Here is a 15635-nt window from a genome sequence, read left to right on the forward strand (position 1 = left end):
GGGACGGAGAGGTAGCGGCTTGTCCCCTTCGCCCCGTTTACGGGGAGAAGGTGCCGGCAGGCGGATGAGGGGCTGCCCCCAACCGTCACCCTCAAATCTCGAGGCTGACCACCTTTCCCGGGTTCATAATATTTGCCGGATCGAAGGCGCGCTTGATGCGGCGCATCAGTTCGATTTCGATTGCCGGGCGGATTGCCGCAAGCTCGTCGCGCTTCAGCTGGCCGATGCCGTGTTCGGCCGAGATCGAGCCGCCATGCGCCAGCACCAGCCCATGGACGATATGGTTCATTTCGCGCCAGCGGCCGATGAAGGCGGCCTTGTCGGCACCGACCGGCTGGGAAATATTATAATGGATATTGCCGTCGCCCATATGGCCGAAGGCGCAGATGCGGGCTCCGGGCATTGCCGCCAGAACCGCTTCGGCGGCCTCGGCCATGAAGTGCGCGATCCGCGACACCGGCACGGAAACATCGTGTTTGATCGACCCGCCTTCGGGCTTCTGGGCATCCGACATGCTCTCGCGCATGTGCCAGATCGCCTGCTGCTGCGCCACCGATGAGGCAATCGCCGCATCGAGCACCAGTCCGGCCGCAAAACCCTGTTCGAGCACGCCGTTCATCATCCGCTCCGCCGTTTCGGCGGAATCCGATGTCGAAATGTCGATCAGCACATACCAGGGATAGGCCGCTTGCAGCGGATCGCGCACGCCATCGATATGGCGCGTGGTGATTTCGACGCCGAAACGCGGCATCAGCTCGAAACCGGTGAGCGAGGTGCCGCAGAGGCTGGAGGCAAGGTTGAAGAGACCAAGCGCGTCCTCGACCGAATTCAGGCCGGCGAATGCCACTTGATGGCCGAGCGGCTGGGGAAACAGCTTCAGCACCGCGCCGGTGATGATGCCGAGCGTGCCTTCGGCGCCGATGAAAAGGTCGCGCAGGTCGTAGCCGGTATTGTCCTTCTTCAGGCGGCGCAGGCCGTCCCAGATCTCGCCGGTCGGCAGCACCACTTCGAGGCCGAGGCAGAGCTGGCGCATATTGCCGTAGGCCAGCACCGCCGTGCCGCCGGCATTGGTGGAAAGGTTGCCGCCGATGCGGCAGGAGCCCTCGGAGCCGAGCGACAGCGGAAACAGCTGCCCATGCGCCTCGGCCGCCTTCTGGACATCGGCGAGAATGGCGCCGCCATCGGCGACCAGCACGTTCGCCACCGGATCGACATCGCGGATCCGGTTCATGCGCTCGAGCGACAGGATGATATCGGACTTGCCGGCGCGCGGCGTCTGGCCGCCGACAAGGCCGGTATTGCCGGTCTGCGGCACGATCGCCGTCCCGGTCTCCGTCGCAAGCTTCATGATAGCCGAGACGTCCTCGACCGAGCCGGGTTTCAGCAGGAGAGGGGAGGAGCCATGATAGAGGCCGCGGTTTTCGACCAGATGCGGCGCAAGATCGGCCTCGCCCCGAAGCGCGTATTTATCGCCGACGATGGCTGCGAAACGGTCGAGAAGTTCGGTGGAAATGCCGGTGCTGCTCATCGGGGTCGGTCCTCGGTCGATTTGATCGTGTCTGTCAGTCGCGCGGCGCCGCCGCCCGCTGCAGGCGGTCGTTGATCGCTTCGCCGAGCCCCTCTTCGGGAATGGCCGAGAAGGCGATGCTCGAAGCCCCGCTGGCATCGGCCCGCTTCATATAGTCGAAAAGATTGGCCGCCGCCTCGGCAAGGTCGCCGCGCGGGCTGAGATCAAGCACGATCCGGGCGCCGTTTGTGCCGGAGACGGCAGCCCCGCCAAAGGCGATCAGCGCTTCGCCGGGTTCGACCGCCGTCGCATTGAGCCGCACGGCGGCGCCCGGCGCATAGTGCGAGGCAAGCATACCAGGCGCTTCGATCGCCGCCGACGCCGTTTTCGCCCTGAGCAGCGGCCGGCCTGCGACACGCTCGATCTCGCGCGCTGCCAGGCCGCCGGGCCGCAGCAGCCTCACCCGGTCGCCCTCCACCTTGACGATCGTCGATTCGACACCGACGGTGCTTGGCCCCGCATCGAGGATCAACGGGACCTTCGCGCCGAGATCGGCCTCGACATGGGCCGCACTCGTCGCGCTGATTGCGCCAGACGTATTGGCGCTCGGGGCTGCGAGCGGCCGCCCGAAGGCGCCGATCAACGCGCCCGCAAAACCTTTCGGCACGCGCACGCCGACGCTGTCGAGCCCGGCGGTTGCCAGCGAATGGATCGGGCTTTGCGGTTTCAGCGGCAGCACCAGCGTTAGCGGGCCGGGCCAGAAGGCTGCGGCGAGCGCCCTGGAGACGGGGTCGAATTCGGCATGTTCTTCGGCCATGGCAAGATCGGCCATATGGCAGATCAGCGGGTTGAAACGCGGCCGGCCCTTGGTCTCGTAGATGCGGGTGATGGCCGCCGGATTGGTGGCGTCGGCAGCAAGGCCGTAGACGGTTTCGGTGGGGATGGCGATGGCAAAGCCGTCGGCAAGAGCGGCTGAGGCCGCCTCAAGTGCTGCCCGCCTGTCTGCCTCTATATCGATGATGCGTGCCATGTGCTGCCCGATGCTTTGGTCCCGGCAGTCATTAGGCTTTCCGCTGCCTGCGATCAATCGCGTTGTTGACCTCACCCATCGGTGCGCGTCACAGCTGGCGGATGATTTCGCGCAGCTGTTCGTTGCGGGCGCCGAGCAGCAGGATGTTGCGGATCGCCGCCTGCGGATCATGGGTGCGGAACAGCAGGCCGTTGCCGCGCACCGACCGGTCGATGGTCATCTTATCCTGGGAATTTTCGCCGGCTTTGATGGCGACGGCGAAATACATGCGGGAATAACCGACATCGATCCGTTCGAAGAAGTTGTCGTTCTCGCCGATGTCGGAATAGAAATTGGCGATGTAGAAGGCCCAGCTGACCTCTTCGTAGTGAGCGAATTTCGTCCGTGCCGCGGTGACGTGGCAATAGCCGAGATGCGGGCTGTCCTCCAGCGTCCGGTGGAAGATGATCTTCGGAAACTGGATCGAGTGGTGAAAGCCGTTGATGTGCTGATGCGTCTTCTCGCCGGCCACCTGCAGCTTGCGGCCGGTTTTGGCGGCGACCTCGTCATGGGTGAAATAGCGCTTTTCCTCGGCCAGCCAGTGCCGCCGTTCGCGGGGGATGCGGCCGGTTCGCAGGAATTCGGAATGCGCGGCAACCAGCTGCGGCTCCTGCGATCTGCTTGCATCTTTCGCGTCGAAATAACGGAGTTTGGCCATGGTTCGCGTTCTTCGGTCGGTCTGAATCAACAACAGGATAGGGCGGTATGCTTAAGGCGGTGTTAAAATCACCCGGCAGCCGGCCGGCCAAAAAGCAAATGCCGACAGATGTCGCAAACGCGACGGACATCTATGCCGGCCGGCTTACCTCTTTGCGCAACGGGTCTTTACGCCATGTCGCAATTGACGATAATTGCTGCATAGTCGGGAGATGCGATCGACCGGGACGAGCCGCTTGCATCCTGTCGTCAATTTCGAAGCCGATGTCGCATTACAACCGAGCGGCAGCCAGCCCAGATGATTAAATGGCTGCCATGAACAATTCTCCCGAAGGAGAAGGAAGCGGGCGCGCTTCCGCCGACCTTCAGTGTAAGGCGGCAACCGGGTGCACGAGGACATGAAGATGGATATTCGCAGCAACGTTTTGCGTCAGCTCAAGAGCCGCCGGGAGGGCTTCAGCCTCGAACGGCCGTTCTACATCGACGAGGATTATTTCCAGCTCGACATGGAGATGATCTATTATCGCGACTGGCTGTTCATCGGCCATGATTGCGAACTGCCGAAGGCCGGCGCCTATTTCACCGTCCAGATCGGCAGCTATCCCGTCGTCATCGTTCGCGGCAAAGACAATGTCATCCGCGCCTTCCACAATAGCTGTCGTCATCGCGGCTCGCGCGTCTGCACCAAGGAGCATGGCTCCTCCGTGCGCCTCGTCTGCCCCTATCACCAATGGACCTACGACCTTGAAGGCAAGCTCGCCTTCGCCCGCCACATGGGCGATGATTTCGACAAGACCGGCTTCAACCTGAAGCCCGTCCATTGCGAAGTCGTCGCAGGCTATGTCTTCATCTGCCTTGCCGACACCGCCCCGAACTTCCAGCCGGTGCGCGACAAGATCGAGCCCTATGTCGCGCCGCACCGGATCAGCGAGAGCAAGGTCGCCTTCCAGAGCACGATCATCGAGAAGGGCAACTGGAAGCTCGTCTGGGAAAATAACCGCGAGTGTTATCACTGCGCCGCCAACCATCCCGAACTCTGCCGCACCTATCCCGAAGCCCCGAGTGTCACCGGCACGGATGGCGGCGCCGACGATCCGGAGATTGCCGGCCATTGGGCGCGCTGCGAGGCCGCCGGCCTGCCGAGCAAATTCCAGATATCGCCGGACGGCCAGTTCCGCACCGCCCGCATGCCGCTGATCGAAGATGCCGAAAGCTACACCATGTCGGGCAGGCCCGCCGTCAAGCGTTCGCTCGCTGAAGATATCTCGATCAGCCATATCGGCACCATGCTGCTCTTCCACTATCCGACGACGTGGAACCACCTGCTCGGCGACCACGCCATCTCCTTCCGGGTGCTGCCGCTCAGCGCCAACGAGACGGCGGTGACGACCAAATGGCTGGTCCACAAGGACGCCGTCGAAGGCGTGGATTACAATCTCGAGGAACTGACCCACGTCTGGACCGAGACCAACGACCAGGATCGCCGCATCGTCGAAGAGAATGCCTTCGGCATCCACTCTCCGGCCTATGAACCCGGCCCCTATTCTTCCCTGCACGAGGGCGGTGTCATGCAGTTCCTCGAATGGTACTCGAACTTCATGGTCAACCGTCTGCAGGGTGATCAGACGAAGATCTCCGCCGTGGCCTGATGCCTCCCGGTTAATGCCCGGTTCAGATCGATTTCTTTAAAAATGCGAGAGCAGCCGGACCCCGGCCGCTTTCGGAACCATTCCGGCACGAAAGCGTTGCTGAGCAGGCGGTTATCGCTGCTGAATGGGAGAGAAGAATGTTCGGTTTGAGTAACAAGATCGCGACTGCAGTTCTGGCTGCCGCCGTCGTTCTGACAGGCTTCGTGCCGTCGCAGGCAATCCAGATGCCCACCGCCCCGCAGGTGGAAAAATCCTCCACCGTCGGGAACGTCCAATACCGCCGCTACTATCGCGGCGATTATTACCGGCCAGGCTATCGCCCCGGCGCTTATTACCGCCCCGGCTACTACGGCGGCTATCGTGGATATTCCTATTACCGCCCGGGATATCGCCGTTATAACGGCTACTGGTACCCGCTCGCCGCCTTCGGCGCCGGCGCGGTCATCGGCGGCGCCATTGTCGCTCAGCCGCGCTATGTCGCGCCCGCGCCCCGCATGGGTTCAAGCCACGTCGCCTGGTGCGCCAACCGCTACCGGTCCTATCGCGCCTACGACAATACGTTCCAGCCCTATAACGGCCCGCGCCAGCAGTGCTATTCGCCGTATTGATGGCTCTCGAATGCTGCCCGTCACCCTAACCCTCTCCCCGCAAAACGGGGAGGGGCTGCGAAACTCAGTGAACGGCGGTGATCACCGAAATGCCGGCTTCGTCGGCGGCGCGGATAAGCGCTGCTCGTGCGTCTTGCGCTGAAATTTCCCCATGGATTGCGGCCCGGCACGCCCTGATCGCAATCAGATATTCGTCTCCGTCGTCGATCGGCCAGCCAACCGTCAGCATCTCGGCAGCCTGCACAAGGCTTGCAACAAGCTTGTATTTTTCCGGCCCACTCACTACGAGCATCAGAGGGGTAAACTCTTCGGATGTGCACCATTTCATGACATTAGGTCTCCCCACGGTAAATATATTAGTAACCGTGCAAGAACCGTTCCGGGTCGTAAGACTGAAAGTGGCCGCCCCCCCCCCGCATGGGTTCGAGCCAGGTGGCCGGGTGCGCCGATCGCTACCGGTCCATCGCGCCAACGACAACATGTTCCGGTCCTAACGGGCTGCGCCGGCAGTGCTACTCGCTGTATTGATAGGGCCGAAAGCTGCCCCTCACCCTAACCCTCTCCCCGTAAAAACGGGGAGAGGGGACATGCCCTGCGAGAGGTAGATGGGGACGGAGAGGTTGCGGCTATCCTCCTTCTCCCCGCAAGCGGGGAGAAGGTGCCGGCAGGCGGATGAGGGGCTGCGCTACGCCCGCCTTGCCCCCACCACTCCCATTCAAAGAATATCCACCCGCCGCAGCAGCCACCAGGCAAAGGCAATCGAGGCGACGATGAGGGCGACGGCGTATTCGGTGCCGTAGTCGCCGACGGCGAAGGGCAGGTTGGCGGTGTTCATGCCGAAGAAACCGGTCACCAGGGTCGGCGGCAACAGGAAGGCCGTCATGATCGACAGCAGATAGAGGTGGCGGTTGGTTTCGGAGGATTGTTTCGAATCGATTTCTTCGTGCAGCAGGCGGGCTCGGTCCTGCAGCGCGTAAATATCGTGGTCGACCGTTTCCAGCCGGCTCGTCAGCCGCCGCGCCACGTCGTCGAAGCCGAAGGGCATCTCGTCTTCGTCGGCCGCTGCCGCCCGACGCATCAGCGCCAGCACCGTGCGCAGATGCCGATGCAGCCTGACCACGGTTCGCCGCACCGGTGCCAGCCGCCGGCGTTCGTCGCGCGGCGCATTGTCGTAGACGAAATCCTCAATCAGGTTCAGCTCGTCGGTGAGCTCGATGACGATCGCGATCAGCGTGCGCTGAAACTCGATCACCAGCAGTTCGAACAGATCGACCGGCCGCGAGAATTTGCCCGGATTCTTCTCGATCAGCGCCCGCGCCCGCTCGACGCTGCGCAGCGGCTGCAGCCTGGTGGTGATGATGAAGCGGTCGGACATGGCGAAATGCAGCCAGCCGAGATTGTTGGTATCCTCAGCGAAATCGCGCTGGCAGTCGATGAGCGTGCCGTAGAGCATCTGCTCGTCGACGGTTATGGTCGCATGCGTGTCGCGCGTCGTCAGCGCCGATTTCGCGTCCTCCGTCAGCCCGGTGAGGGTTTCGAGCAATGCCGGCACGCGGGCGTCGACAAGGTTGAGGTGCAGCCAGTAGAAACAATTGTCGGCGGTCAGATCCGCCACCGTCGCGCTGTTGTTCAGCCGCACCGCGGTCTTTTCGTCCGGGGAGAAGCGATAGGCCCAGACGAAACCGGGTATGTTGACGGGCAATGTATCCATTGGTCGCCGATCCTTTGCGAAGGCGATGTGGTTTTCGGAGGTTTCCCCCCTAGAGAGTCTTCATGACGGCTATTTGTGCGAGGGTGCAAGAGCCCGGCACCGTTTCAGGCGAATTATGGCATGACAGGCCGGCAAATCGAAATTGACGTTTACGTAAAAATCAATTAGCCCTTTGCCCCGGAGGGCTTTGCGCGGGATGCAGGCCGGTTCTGCGGAGGAAACAATGTACAAGGCGCCCGTCGAGGAAATCGCGTTCACGTTGAAGCATGTAGCCGGCATGGGCGAAGCGATTTCAAATGGGCTTCTCGCCGATCTCAGCGAAGATCTGGTCGATGCCGTGCTCTCCGAGGCGGGACGTTTTGCCACAGAGGAAGTGGCGCCGCTCGCCGACATCGGCGACCGCCAGGACGCCCGTCTGGAAGGCGGCGAGGTCAGGCTGCCGGACGGCTGGCGCGATCTCTATCGCAACTGGATCGCCGGCGGCTGGAACGGCCTGACGGCGCCCGAAGCCTTTGGCGGCCAGGCCCTGCCGCATATGCTGAACGTCGCGGCGCTGGAAATGTGGAATTCCGGCTCCATGGCCTTCGCGCTCGCCCCGACGCTGACGATGGGCGCCATCGAGGCGGTCAGCACCCATGGCAGCGCCGCGCTGAAGGAAAAATATCTGGAGAAGATGGTCTCAGGCGAATGGACCGGCACCATGAACCTGACGGAGCCGCATGCCGGCTCCGATCTCGGCGTGCTCAAAGCCCGCGCCGAGCGCCGCGCCGACGGCAGCTACCGCATCTTCGGCCAGAAGATCTTCATCACTTGGGGCGAGCATGATGCGGCCGACAACATCATCCATCTGGTGCTCGCCCGCCTGCCGGATGCGCCGGCCGGCACCCGCGGCATTTCGCTCTTCCTGGTGCCGAAATTCCTGGTGAACGAGGACGGCTCGCTCGGCGCCCGCAACGATCTGTTCTGCCACTCGCTGGAGCACAAGCTCGGCATCCACGGCTCGCCGACCTGCACGATGATCTATGGCGACGGCCGGTTCGGCGACGAAAAGGGGGCTGTGGGATGGCTGGTCGGCGAGGAGAACAAGGGCCTCGCCTGCATGTTCACGATGATGAACAATGCCCGCCTGGCCGTCGGCATGCAAGGCGTGGCGATCGCCGAGGCGGCCACCCAGAAGGCTGTCGCCTATGCCAAGGAACGCACCCAGGGCAGGGCGCCCGGCTGGAGCGGGCCCGGCATGAGCCCGATCGTCGAACATCCCGATGTCGCCCGCATGCTTCTCACCATGAAGGCGCTGACCCAAGGCGCGCGCGCCATCTCCTATGCCTGCGCCCACGCGATCGACATGTCCCACCGGGCAGGCGACGTCAGCCGCCACTGGCAGGAGCGCGCCGCGCTTTTGACCCCGATCGCCAAATCCTTTTCGACCGATGCCGGCGTCGACGTCGCCTCGCTCGGCATTCAGGTGCATGGCGGCATGGGCTTCATCGAGGAGACCGGTGCGGCGCGTTACCTGCGCGACGCCCGCATCGCGCCGATTTACGAAGGCACCAACGGCATCCAGGCGATCGACCTCGTCACCCGCAAGCTGCCGCTTTCCGGCGGCGAACAGGTGAAGGGCTTCATCGCCCAGCTGAAGGAGATCGCCGAGAGCGTCCGCCGCTCCAATCTCGATGGTTTCGGCGAGACATCAGTCAGGCTCGACGCAGCGATTTCAGATCTCGAAGCGGCGACAGACTGGCTCACGAAGATGCTTGCCGATGGCAAGGCGGCCGAGGCGCTTTCGGGCGCGACGCCCTATCAGCGCCTGTTCGGCCTCGTGCTCACCGGCTGTTATCTCGCCAAGGGCGCGCTCGCCGAAAGCGGCGATGGCAGGGGTGAGGGCCGCGTCGCGCTCTGCCGCTTTGCCGCCGAAAACCTGCTCGCCGAGACCGCAGCCCTTCGCGACCGCGTCGTCAATGGCGCGGCAAGCCTTGCCGCCGCCCGCATCCTGCTCGCTTGAGGCGACCCTAAGACTTCTGAGGACACCCAATGACCAATCACATCATCGTCGAGCAGCCTTCCGCCCATCCCGGCGTTCAACTCATCCGCTTCAACCGGCCGGAGAAGAAGAACGCCATCACCCGCGCCATGTATCGCACCATGGCCGAGGCGCTGAAGGCGGCCGATGCCGATACGACCATCCGCGCCACCGCCTTCCTCGGCACCGAAGGCTGCTTTTCTTCAGGCAATGATCTGAACGACTTCCTTGCCGCCGCAGTCGGCGGCGGCGGCCTCGAGCAGGAGATTCTCGATTTCCTCTATGCGCTGGTGAAGGCCGAAAAACCTGTAATCTCCGGCGTCGACGGTCTGGCGATCGGCATCGGCACGACGATCCACCTCCATTGCGACCTGACGATCGCCTCGAGCCGCAGCCAGTTCCGCACCCCCTTCGTCGATCTGGCGCTGGTGCCGGAGGCGGGGTCGAGTCTCGTTGCGCCGCGGTTGATGGGCCAGCAGCGCGCCTTCGCCCTGCTGGCGGCCGGCGAAGCCTTCTCGGCCGCCGAGGCCAAGGACGCCGGCATCATCTGGAAGGTGGTCGAACCCGGTGAGGTCGATGCTGTAACGCTGGCGACTGCCGCCCGGCTCGCCGCCAAACCGCCGGAAGCGCTGCGTATCGCCCGCGATCTCATCCGCGGCGACAGCGGCGAGATCATCGCCCGCATCGACGAGGAGGCCCGCCACTTCTCCGCCCGCCTGAAAAGCGCCGAGGCCCGCGCCGCCTTCGAAGCCTTCATGCGTCGCTAAAGCATGGGCACATCGAAGACCTCGCCGGCCCTGAGCGGCCGGAACCGGTCCGCGGCAATATCGTGCTCGCGCATCGCCTCTTGCAACGCCTTCACCGGTGCGTCGACCGCCTCATCCGTCAGTTGGAACGTTGCGAAGTGATGCCCGGCCACATAGGCCGCATTTGCCAGCTTCATCCCGATCACCGCTTCCTGCGGATTCTGGTGCTGGCCTTTCATGAACCATCGCGGCTCATAGGCACCGAAAGGTAAGATCGCCAAGCGAAAGCCGCCATGCTTCTGCTGTGCCGCTTTGTAATTGATGCCTTGGTGGAAGCCCGTATCGCCGATGTGATAGATCTTTCCGGCCGGAGTCGACAGGACGAACGATGCCCAGAGCGCCATCCGACGATCGGCGCCGCCGCGGGCGGACCAATGATGTGCAGGCTCGGCATCAATGCTGATTCCGGCGTGCGCGATGCGTTCGCCCCAGTCCATCGACGTCATCTCCATATCGGGCACGGCGCGGCGAATGATCGTGTCGTTGCCGAGTGGCGTCACCACACGCGGCCGATGCTTCGCATGCAGCCGCTTGAGCGTCGCGATATCGAGATGATCATAATGATTGTGCGAGACCAGCACGAGATCGATCGGCGGCAGATCATCGAACGCGATGCCCGGTTGGACGACGCGTTTCGGGCCGGCAAAGGTGAAAGGGCTGACGCGCTCCGACCACACCGGGTCGGTGAGGATATTGAGCCCGGCGACCTGCACCAGCATGGTTGCATGGCCAACCATGGTCACCCGCAGATCCTCACCGTCGACACGTGCATCCGGCTTGGCCGCCGCATATGGGCTCGGGACCGACTTCGGCCAGGGTTGACGGCCGCCGCCGAATTGCCACCGCAGCAGATCGCGAAAACCAAGCGGCTCAATACCGTCGGGATTGAAAAAATGCGAGCCGTTGAAGTGATCGGACACCGGGCCATTATAATAGGGATTGCGGCTTTTGGTCTTGCGCATTCGGAAGCGGTTTCCTTTGCCTGTAACAGGTTCAGATTTTAGGCCAGGTCGACCGGGATCCGAACCTGTTCCAAATTAAAGACTACACGGAGGCAGGAAACTCGTTGACCTTGCGCAGGAGGCTGTCGACCAGCCGCTCCGGCAGGAATCGGCGAAGCGAGCGGACCTGGCGTGACTGCTTGCCGGCGGAATAGCGCAGCTTCGGATTCTTGGCGGTTGCGGCTTTCACGACCATGTCGGCGACGACCTCAGGTGCATCGCCCGCCTCCATCCACTTGCGCATCAGGGCCTCGCTCCGGGTCCGCTCCGAGTCGTAGACGGGAAGCGGTTGATCGACGCGTGTCAGGTTCTCCTCGAAGGATGTTTTGGTGACGCCGGGTTGGACGAGAACGACACGAATGCCGAAATTGCGGACTTCATGATCGAGGGATTCCGAATAGCCCTCGATCGCATGTTTGGTCGAGGCATAGAAGGCGTTGTACGGAGATGGGATAAGTCCGAGGATCGAGCTCATATTGACGATCCGTCCGCTCTTCTGCTTGCGCATGATGGGCAGCACGGCGTTGACGACGCGGGCGACGCCGAAAAGATTGACGTCGAAAAGGCGCTGGGCCTGGTCGATCGACGACTCTTCCGCGCCGCCGAGCAGGCCGATCCCGGCATTGTTGACGACGAGGTCGATCCGGCCGGCCTGTTGCATGATCTCGGCAATCATCGCCTCCACCGAGGCCTTATCCGTCACGTCGCAGACCAGCATGGTAATCCCGGGCTTGCCGGCAACCTGTTTGCGGCTGGTCCCATAGACGCGATATCCGGCCTTCACCAGCGTTTGGGCGGTGACGAGGCCAATGCCGGAGGAAGCACCGGTGACCAGGGCGATGTTTTTGGTTCTGTCGATCATGCTGTCAGCTCTCATTTGAAGTGGATCATTGGCTGACGCTGTGTTACTATCTTTTCGATATCATGTCACTATCGAAAAGATACCAAATGAAAAATGGTTCAATTCCGCAGTGCCCGGTCGCCCGGGGCCTTAAATCTGTGGGCGATGCGTGGAGCATTCTGGTCTTACGGGACGCACATACCGGCCTTACCCGGTTCGACCAATTCAGGAAGAGTCTCGGCATCGTGCCGACCATGCTCACCAAGCGCCTCAAAGCGCTGACCGACGACGGCCTGCTGGAAAAGCGCCTCTATTCCGAGCGGCCGCCGCGCGAGGAGTACGTGCTGACCGAGGCGGGCCGGGATTTCCTGCCGGTGCTGATGATGATCGGGGCGTGGGCCCATCGCCACTGCGATGGCGAACTCGCCCGCTATGTCGATGTCGAAACGGGCTCGGAGATCGAGCCGATCGCAATCGATGCGGTGACAGGTGCCAAACTCGGAACCCGGGCAATGCGGCTGAGTGCCGGTCAGGAACGGGACTCCGGCGACCAATAGCGGGGGGCAGCCGACGGCGGCCCGCCTATTTCTCCAGCGTCGCCACCACCTCGACATGCGAGGTCCAGAGGAACTGGTCGATCGGCGTCACGCCGGTGATCCGGTAGCCGCCCTCGACGAGGATCGCGAGGTCGCGCGCCAGCGTCAGCGGGTTACAGCTGACGGCGGCGATCTTTTTCACGCTCGAGCGGGCAAGCTCCTTGCACTGGAACTCGGCGCCGGCGCGTGGCGGATCGAAGATGACGGCGTCATAGGGCTTGAACTCCTGCGTCATCAACGGGCGGCGGAAGAGATCGCGCCTCTCGATGCTCACCGGCTTCAATCCAGGAGTGTTGCGGGCGGCATGATCGAGGGCAGCGAGCGCCTTTGCTTCGGCTTCGACGGCATGCACGCGGCCAATCCGCGCCAGCCGCAGCGAAAACGTGCCGGCGCCGGCAAAAAGATCGGCAATCCGCTTGGCCTTGCCGGCATGGGCAAGCACCAGCTCGGCCATCGCTTCCTCAGCCGGCTTGGTCGCCTGGGTGAAGCCGCCCGGCGGCGGGGAAACCTGGATCCCGCCGAAATCGACGAGCGGCTTCGACGGCTCGATGAGGATTTCGCCGTTCAGCGAAACACGGGCAATGCCGCGCAGGCCGAGCACGATCTCGACCGCTTTGCGCCGCTGCGCATCGGAGAGTTTTTTCACCTCGTCGACCGCGATATCGAGGCCGGACAGTGTTTCGAGCACCGAGACGCGAAAGGGCTCGGCATTGGTCGCCAGTGCTGCGGCAATCGCCCGGATCGCCGGCAGCCGGGCGATAATCCCCGCCGACGAGATCGGACATTCCTCGATCGCGACGATATGATGGCTTTCCGCCTGGTTGAAACCGATCAGCATGTCCTTTTCGGTCTTGCGCGCCGCAAACACCACGCGCCGGCGCTCGCCCGGCCGGGCCGGCACGATCTCGCCGACCTCAGGCGTCAGCCCCTTCGATTTCAGCGCATCGATGACCAACTGGCGCTTGAAGGCGCGGTAGGGGCTATCGGTCATATGCTGCAACGTGCAGCCGCCGCAGGTGCCGTTGACGCCATCCGGGCCGAAATGCCGGCAGGGCGGCTCCTGCCGGTCGGGAGAGGGCGTTGCGATCGACATGATCGTGCCCTGGCTTTTGACGCGGGCGATTGCCACCGTTTCCCCCGGCAGGGAGAATGGCACATAGATTGGCCCGCCGGCGCTGCCGGCAATGCCGTCGCCCTGGGCGCCGAGCTTCTCGATGGTGACGGTTTCGGTGCTCACGGTTTCGATCCTGCCAGAAGATATTCCTGATTGCCGTCGCCGCCGGCAATCGGGGAGGGGATGAGGCCGAGGCTTTTCCAGCCCATATCCTCGATGAACCAGCGCTCCAGTTCCGCAGCGACGGCGGGCGCGGACGAGGGGTCCTTCAACAGTCCGCCCTTGCCGATCGCCTCGCGCCCCGCCTCGAACTGCGGCTTGACCAGGAGTACGGCGACCGCACCCGCTTCGGCAATATCGAGAGCCGGCGCCAACGCCAGCTTCAGCGAGATGAAGGAGACGTCGGAGACGATGAAATCGGCGGGCTCGCCGATATCGTCGGCCGTCAGATGGCGGGCGTTGAGGCCTTCCTTGTTCGTCACCCGTGGATCAGCTGCAATGCGCGGATGCATCTGCCCATGGCCGACATCGATTGCCGTGACATGCGCAGCGCCGCGCTGCAGCAGCACCTCGGTAAAGCCGCCGGTGGAAGCGCCGATATCAAGACAGTGATGGCCGGCGGGATCGAGCCGGAAATGCTCGAGGGCGCTAGCAAGCTTCAATGCCGCGCGCGAGACATAGTCCTGCGCCGGGTCGTCGATCTCGATGGCGGCATCGTCGCCGATGAGCGCGCCGGCTTTCGTCACCACCTGGCCGGCGATCCGGACGGTGCCGCGTTGCACGGCGTCGCGGGCCCGCGAGCGGCTGGCGAAGAGGCCGCGGGAGACGAGAAGTTGGTCGAGGCGTTGGCTGTTTTGATCGGACATCGGCTGTGAATGACCGGCAAAGCCGCCGGTTGCAAGCATTTTGTTCCAGACAGCGTCATTGACCCTCGAAAGCTTTCGGCGATAATCCTGCCGCGGCGATTACGGGGCGGCCGCAGACACGGGGGTGTTTTATGCTGAAGCTCTTCACTCTTCTTGTCGCGGCAGGGATCGCATCGCCGGCGCTGGCGAACGACACCATGGCCGAGGTCAAGACCGGCGGGCTGATCTTTGCCCAATCCGACGATGTTAGCATGGTGCAAGAGGATCTCTTCATTTCCGCTGCTGAGGTGCGGGTCGATTACGTGTTCGAGAACACGTCCGACAAGGATGTCGAAAGCCTGGTTGCCTTCCCGATGCCCGACATATCGGGCCAGGTCGACAACAACTCCGCCATCGCGGATTATGACAGCGACAATTTCCTGCATTTTTCCACCGTCCAGGACGGCAAGCCGATCACCGCCAAGCTGCAGCAGCGCGTCGTCTCGCTCGGCATCGACGTCACCGACGAACTCGCCAAAAATAACATTCCGGTCCTGCCTTACAGCGACAAGACCCGCGACGCGCTTGCCAAGCTTCCCCAAACCATCCGGAAGGACTGGATCGCCCGTGGCCTGATCTATCCGATGGCAGAGGCCGATCTGGTGCCGCTGTGGACGCTGCGCTCGACCTATTGGTGGCGCACCACCTTTCCGGCGAAGAAGAAGGTCAGCGTCGAGCACCGCTACCAGCCGGCCGTCGGCGGCACCGTCGCCATTAGCTTTCTCGAAAACGGCCAGCCGAAGGGCGAGCGCTTCGAGGAATATTCCCGCAAATACTGCCTGGACGCAGACTTCATCAGGGTCGCGCAGCAGCGTGCCGCGGAAGCCGGGACGAACGGCGCCAACTACACAGAAAGCTGGATCTCCTATGTGCTGTCGACCGGCGCCAACTGGGCGGGGCCGATCCGGCGCTTCCAGCTGACGATCGACAAGGGCAAGCCCGGCAGTCTCATCAGCTTCTGCGGCAGCAATGTCGAGAAGATCGGCCCGACGACCTTTCGGATGACGGCTGAGGATTTCGATCCCGCCAAGGACTTCGACATCCTCATCCTCAATCCGCCGGAAGCGGAACCGAAGACGCCGTAATTTAAGCATTTTAATCAGGGCCTGGGCCCGTGTTGCGGCGCACAATTTAAGCAAATCTAAAGCTCG

At 63.0% G+C, this 15635-nt stretch carries 15 protein-coding genes; 6 read left to right on the plus strand and 9 right to left on the minus strand.

The genetic code is table 11. The annotated features are described in order from the left end of the window. Positions 1-91 precede the first annotated feature (91 nt). From CO657_RS02815 to CO657_RS02825, 3 genes are all read right to left on the minus strand, one after another. Positions 92-1528 (minus strand): FAD-binding oxidoreductase, encoded by a 1437-nt coding sequence (locus CO657_RS02815; RefSeq protein WP_054181449.1) that lies wholly within the window; start codon positions 1526-1528, stop codon positions 92-94. 34 nt (positions 1529-1562) lie between these two features. After that, positions 1563-2537 (minus strand): L-threonylcarbamoyladenylate synthase, encoded by a 975-nt coding sequence (locus CO657_RS02820; RefSeq protein WP_012556771.1) that lies wholly within the window; start codon positions 2535-2537, stop codon positions 1563-1565. Positions 2538-2625: 88 nt separating this feature from the next. Beyond that, positions 2626-3234: a DUF6656 family protein gene (locus CO657_RS02825; RefSeq protein WP_054181450.1), complete on the minus strand. Its 609-nt coding sequence runs from the start codon at positions 3232-3234 to the stop codon at positions 2626-2628. 403 nt (positions 3235-3637) lie between these two features. Between CO657_RS02825 and CO657_RS02835 the strand changes: the two genes are divergently transcribed. Both CO657_RS02835 and CO657_RS02840 read left to right on the plus strand, forming a co-directional pair. Then, entirely contained in the window at positions 3638-4882 is a 1245-nt protein-coding gene (locus CO657_RS02835) for an aromatic ring-hydroxylating oxygenase subunit alpha (protein ID WP_054181911.1), read from the plus strand. Between the two features lie 137 nt (positions 4883-5019). Beyond that, a complete protein-coding gene (locus CO657_RS02840; RefSeq protein ID WP_054181451.1) occupies positions 5020-5490 on the plus strand; it encodes a BA14K family protein in 471 nt (156 codons plus the stop codon). Positions 5491-5554: 64 nt separating this feature from the next. Here the strand turns inward: CO657_RS02840 and CO657_RS02845 are convergent, their stop codons facing one another. Then, positions 5555-5818: a DUF982 domain-containing protein gene (locus CO657_RS02845; protein WP_054181452.1), complete on the minus strand. Its 264-nt coding sequence runs from the start codon at positions 5816-5818 to the stop codon at positions 5555-5557. A gap of 387 nt (positions 5819-6205) precedes the next feature. Further along, the gene (locus CO657_RS02850; RefSeq protein WP_054181453.1) at positions 6206-7201 is read right to left on the minus strand and encodes a transporter; all 996 of its coding nucleotides are present in this window, start codon (positions 7199-7201) and stop codon (positions 6206-6208) included. A gap of 223 nt (positions 7202-7424) precedes the next feature. Here CO657_RS02850 and CO657_RS02855 point away from each other — a divergent pair, with 223 nt between their 5' ends. Beyond that, the gene (locus CO657_RS02855; protein WP_054181454.1) at positions 7425-9203 is read left to right on the plus strand and encodes an acyl-CoA dehydrogenase family protein; all 1779 of its coding nucleotides are present in this window, start codon (positions 7425-7427) and stop codon (positions 9201-9203) included. A gap of 29 nt (positions 9204-9232) precedes the next feature. Continuing rightward, positions 9233-9988, plus strand: coding sequence for a crotonase/enoyl-CoA hydratase family protein (locus tag CO657_RS02860; RefSeq protein WP_054181455.1), 756 nt, complete (start codon positions 9233-9235; stop codon positions 9986-9988). Here CO657_RS02860 and CO657_RS02865 read toward each other — a convergent pair. Further along, positions 9985-10989, minus strand: coding sequence for an MBL fold metallo-hydrolase (locus CO657_RS02865; protein ID WP_054181456.1), 1005 nt, complete (start codon positions 10987-10989; stop codon positions 9985-9987). The two genes, CO657_RS02860 and CO657_RS02865, sit on opposite strands and share 4 nt — an antisense overlap. Before the next feature lie 82 nt (positions 10990-11071). Continuing rightward, the gene (locus CO657_RS02870; RefSeq protein ID WP_054181457.1) at positions 11072-11890 is read right to left on the minus strand and encodes an oxidoreductase; all 819 of its coding nucleotides are present in this window, start codon (positions 11888-11890) and stop codon (positions 11072-11074) included. Between the two features lie 86 nt (positions 11891-11976). Between CO657_RS02870 and CO657_RS02875 the strand changes: the two genes are divergently transcribed. Continuing rightward, on the plus strand, positions 11977-12426 hold the full coding sequence (locus tag CO657_RS02875; RefSeq protein WP_054181458.1) for a winged helix-turn-helix transcriptional regulator: 450 nt from the start codon (positions 11977-11979) through the stop codon (positions 12424-12426). A gap of 25 nt (positions 12427-12451) precedes the next feature. Here CO657_RS02875 and CO657_RS02880 read toward each other — a convergent pair whose 3' ends face one another. Both CO657_RS02880 and CO657_RS02885 read right to left on the minus strand, forming a co-directional pair. Further along, positions 12452-13702 (minus strand): class I SAM-dependent RNA methyltransferase, encoded by a 1251-nt coding sequence (locus CO657_RS02880; protein WP_054181459.1) that lies wholly within the window; start codon positions 13700-13702, stop codon positions 12452-12454. Then, positions 13699-14484, minus strand: a complete 786-nt coding sequence (locus CO657_RS02885) for a TlyA family RNA methyltransferase (RefSeq protein WP_245487146.1) — start codon at positions 14482-14484, stop codon at positions 13699-13701. The genes CO657_RS02880 and CO657_RS02885 overlap by 4 nt, the downstream gene beginning before the upstream one ends. Positions 14485-14576: 92 nt before the next feature. Here CO657_RS02885 and CO657_RS02890 point away from each other — a divergent pair, with 92 nt between their 5' ends. Continuing rightward, entirely contained in the window at positions 14577-15569 is a 993-nt protein-coding gene (locus CO657_RS02890; protein ID WP_054181460.1) for a DUF4424 domain-containing protein, read from the plus strand. Positions 15570-15635: the final 66 nt, after the last annotated feature.

Origin of the sequence: Rhizobium acidisoli, assembly GCF_002531755.2 — a bacterium.
Classification (GTDB): Bacteria; Pseudomonadota; Alphaproteobacteria; order Rhizobiales; family Rhizobiaceae; genus Rhizobium; species Rhizobium acidisoli.

What these genes read in the sequence shown, in the direction of transcription:
- CO657_RS02815 (WP_054181449.1), bottom strand. Translation starts at nt 1,528, where the DNA reads ATGAGCAGCACCGGCATTTCCACCGAACTTCTCGACCGTTTCGCAGCC.
- CO657_RS02820 (WP_012556771.1), bottom strand. Translation starts at nt 2,537, where the DNA reads ATGGCACGCATCATCGATATAGAGGCAGACAGGCGGGCAGCACTTGAG.
- CO657_RS02825 (WP_054181450.1), bottom strand. Translation starts at nt 3,234, where the DNA reads ATGGCCAAACTCCGTTATTTCGACGCGAAAGATGCAAGCAGATCGCAG.
- CO657_RS02835 (WP_054181911.1), top strand. Translation starts at nt 3,638, where the DNA reads ATGGATATTCGCAGCAACGTTTTGCGTCAGCTCAAGAGCCGCCGGGAG.
- CO657_RS02840 (WP_054181451.1), top strand. Translation starts at nt 5,020, where the DNA reads ATGTTCGGTTTGAGTAACAAGATCGCGACTGCAGTTCTGGCTGCCGCC.
- CO657_RS02845 (WP_054181452.1), bottom strand. Translation starts at nt 5,818, where the DNA reads ATGAAATGGTGCACATCCGAAGAGTTTACCCCTCTGATGCTCGTAGTG.
- CO657_RS02850 (WP_054181453.1), bottom strand. Translation starts at nt 7,201, where the DNA reads ATGGATACATTGCCCGTCAACATACCCGGTTTCGTCTGGGCCTATCGC.
- CO657_RS02855 (WP_054181454.1), top strand. Translation starts at nt 7,425, where the DNA reads ATGTACAAGGCGCCCGTCGAGGAAATCGCGTTCACGTTGAAGCATGTA.
- CO657_RS02860 (WP_054181455.1), top strand. Translation starts at nt 9,233, where the DNA reads ATGACCAATCACATCATCGTCGAGCAGCCTTCCGCCCATCCCGGCGTT.
- CO657_RS02865 (WP_054181456.1), bottom strand. Translation starts at nt 10,989, where the DNA reads ATGCGCAAGACCAAAAGCCGCAATCCCTATTATAATGGCCCGGTGTCC.
- CO657_RS02870 (WP_054181457.1), bottom strand. Translation starts at nt 11,890, where the DNA reads ATGATCGACAGAACCAAAAACATCGCCCTGGTCACCGGTGCTTCCTCC.
- CO657_RS02875 (WP_054181458.1), top strand. Translation starts at nt 11,977, where the DNA reads ATGAAAAATGGTTCAATTCCGCAGTGCCCGGTCGCCCGGGGCCTTAAA.
- CO657_RS02885 (WP_245487146.1), bottom strand. Translation starts at nt 14,484, where the DNA reads ATGCTTGCAACCGGCGGCTTTGCCGGTCATTCACAGCCGATGTCCGAT.
- CO657_RS02890 (WP_054181460.1), top strand. Translation starts at nt 14,577, where the DNA reads ATGCTGAAGCTCTTCACTCTTCTTGTCGCGGCAGGGATCGCATCGCCG.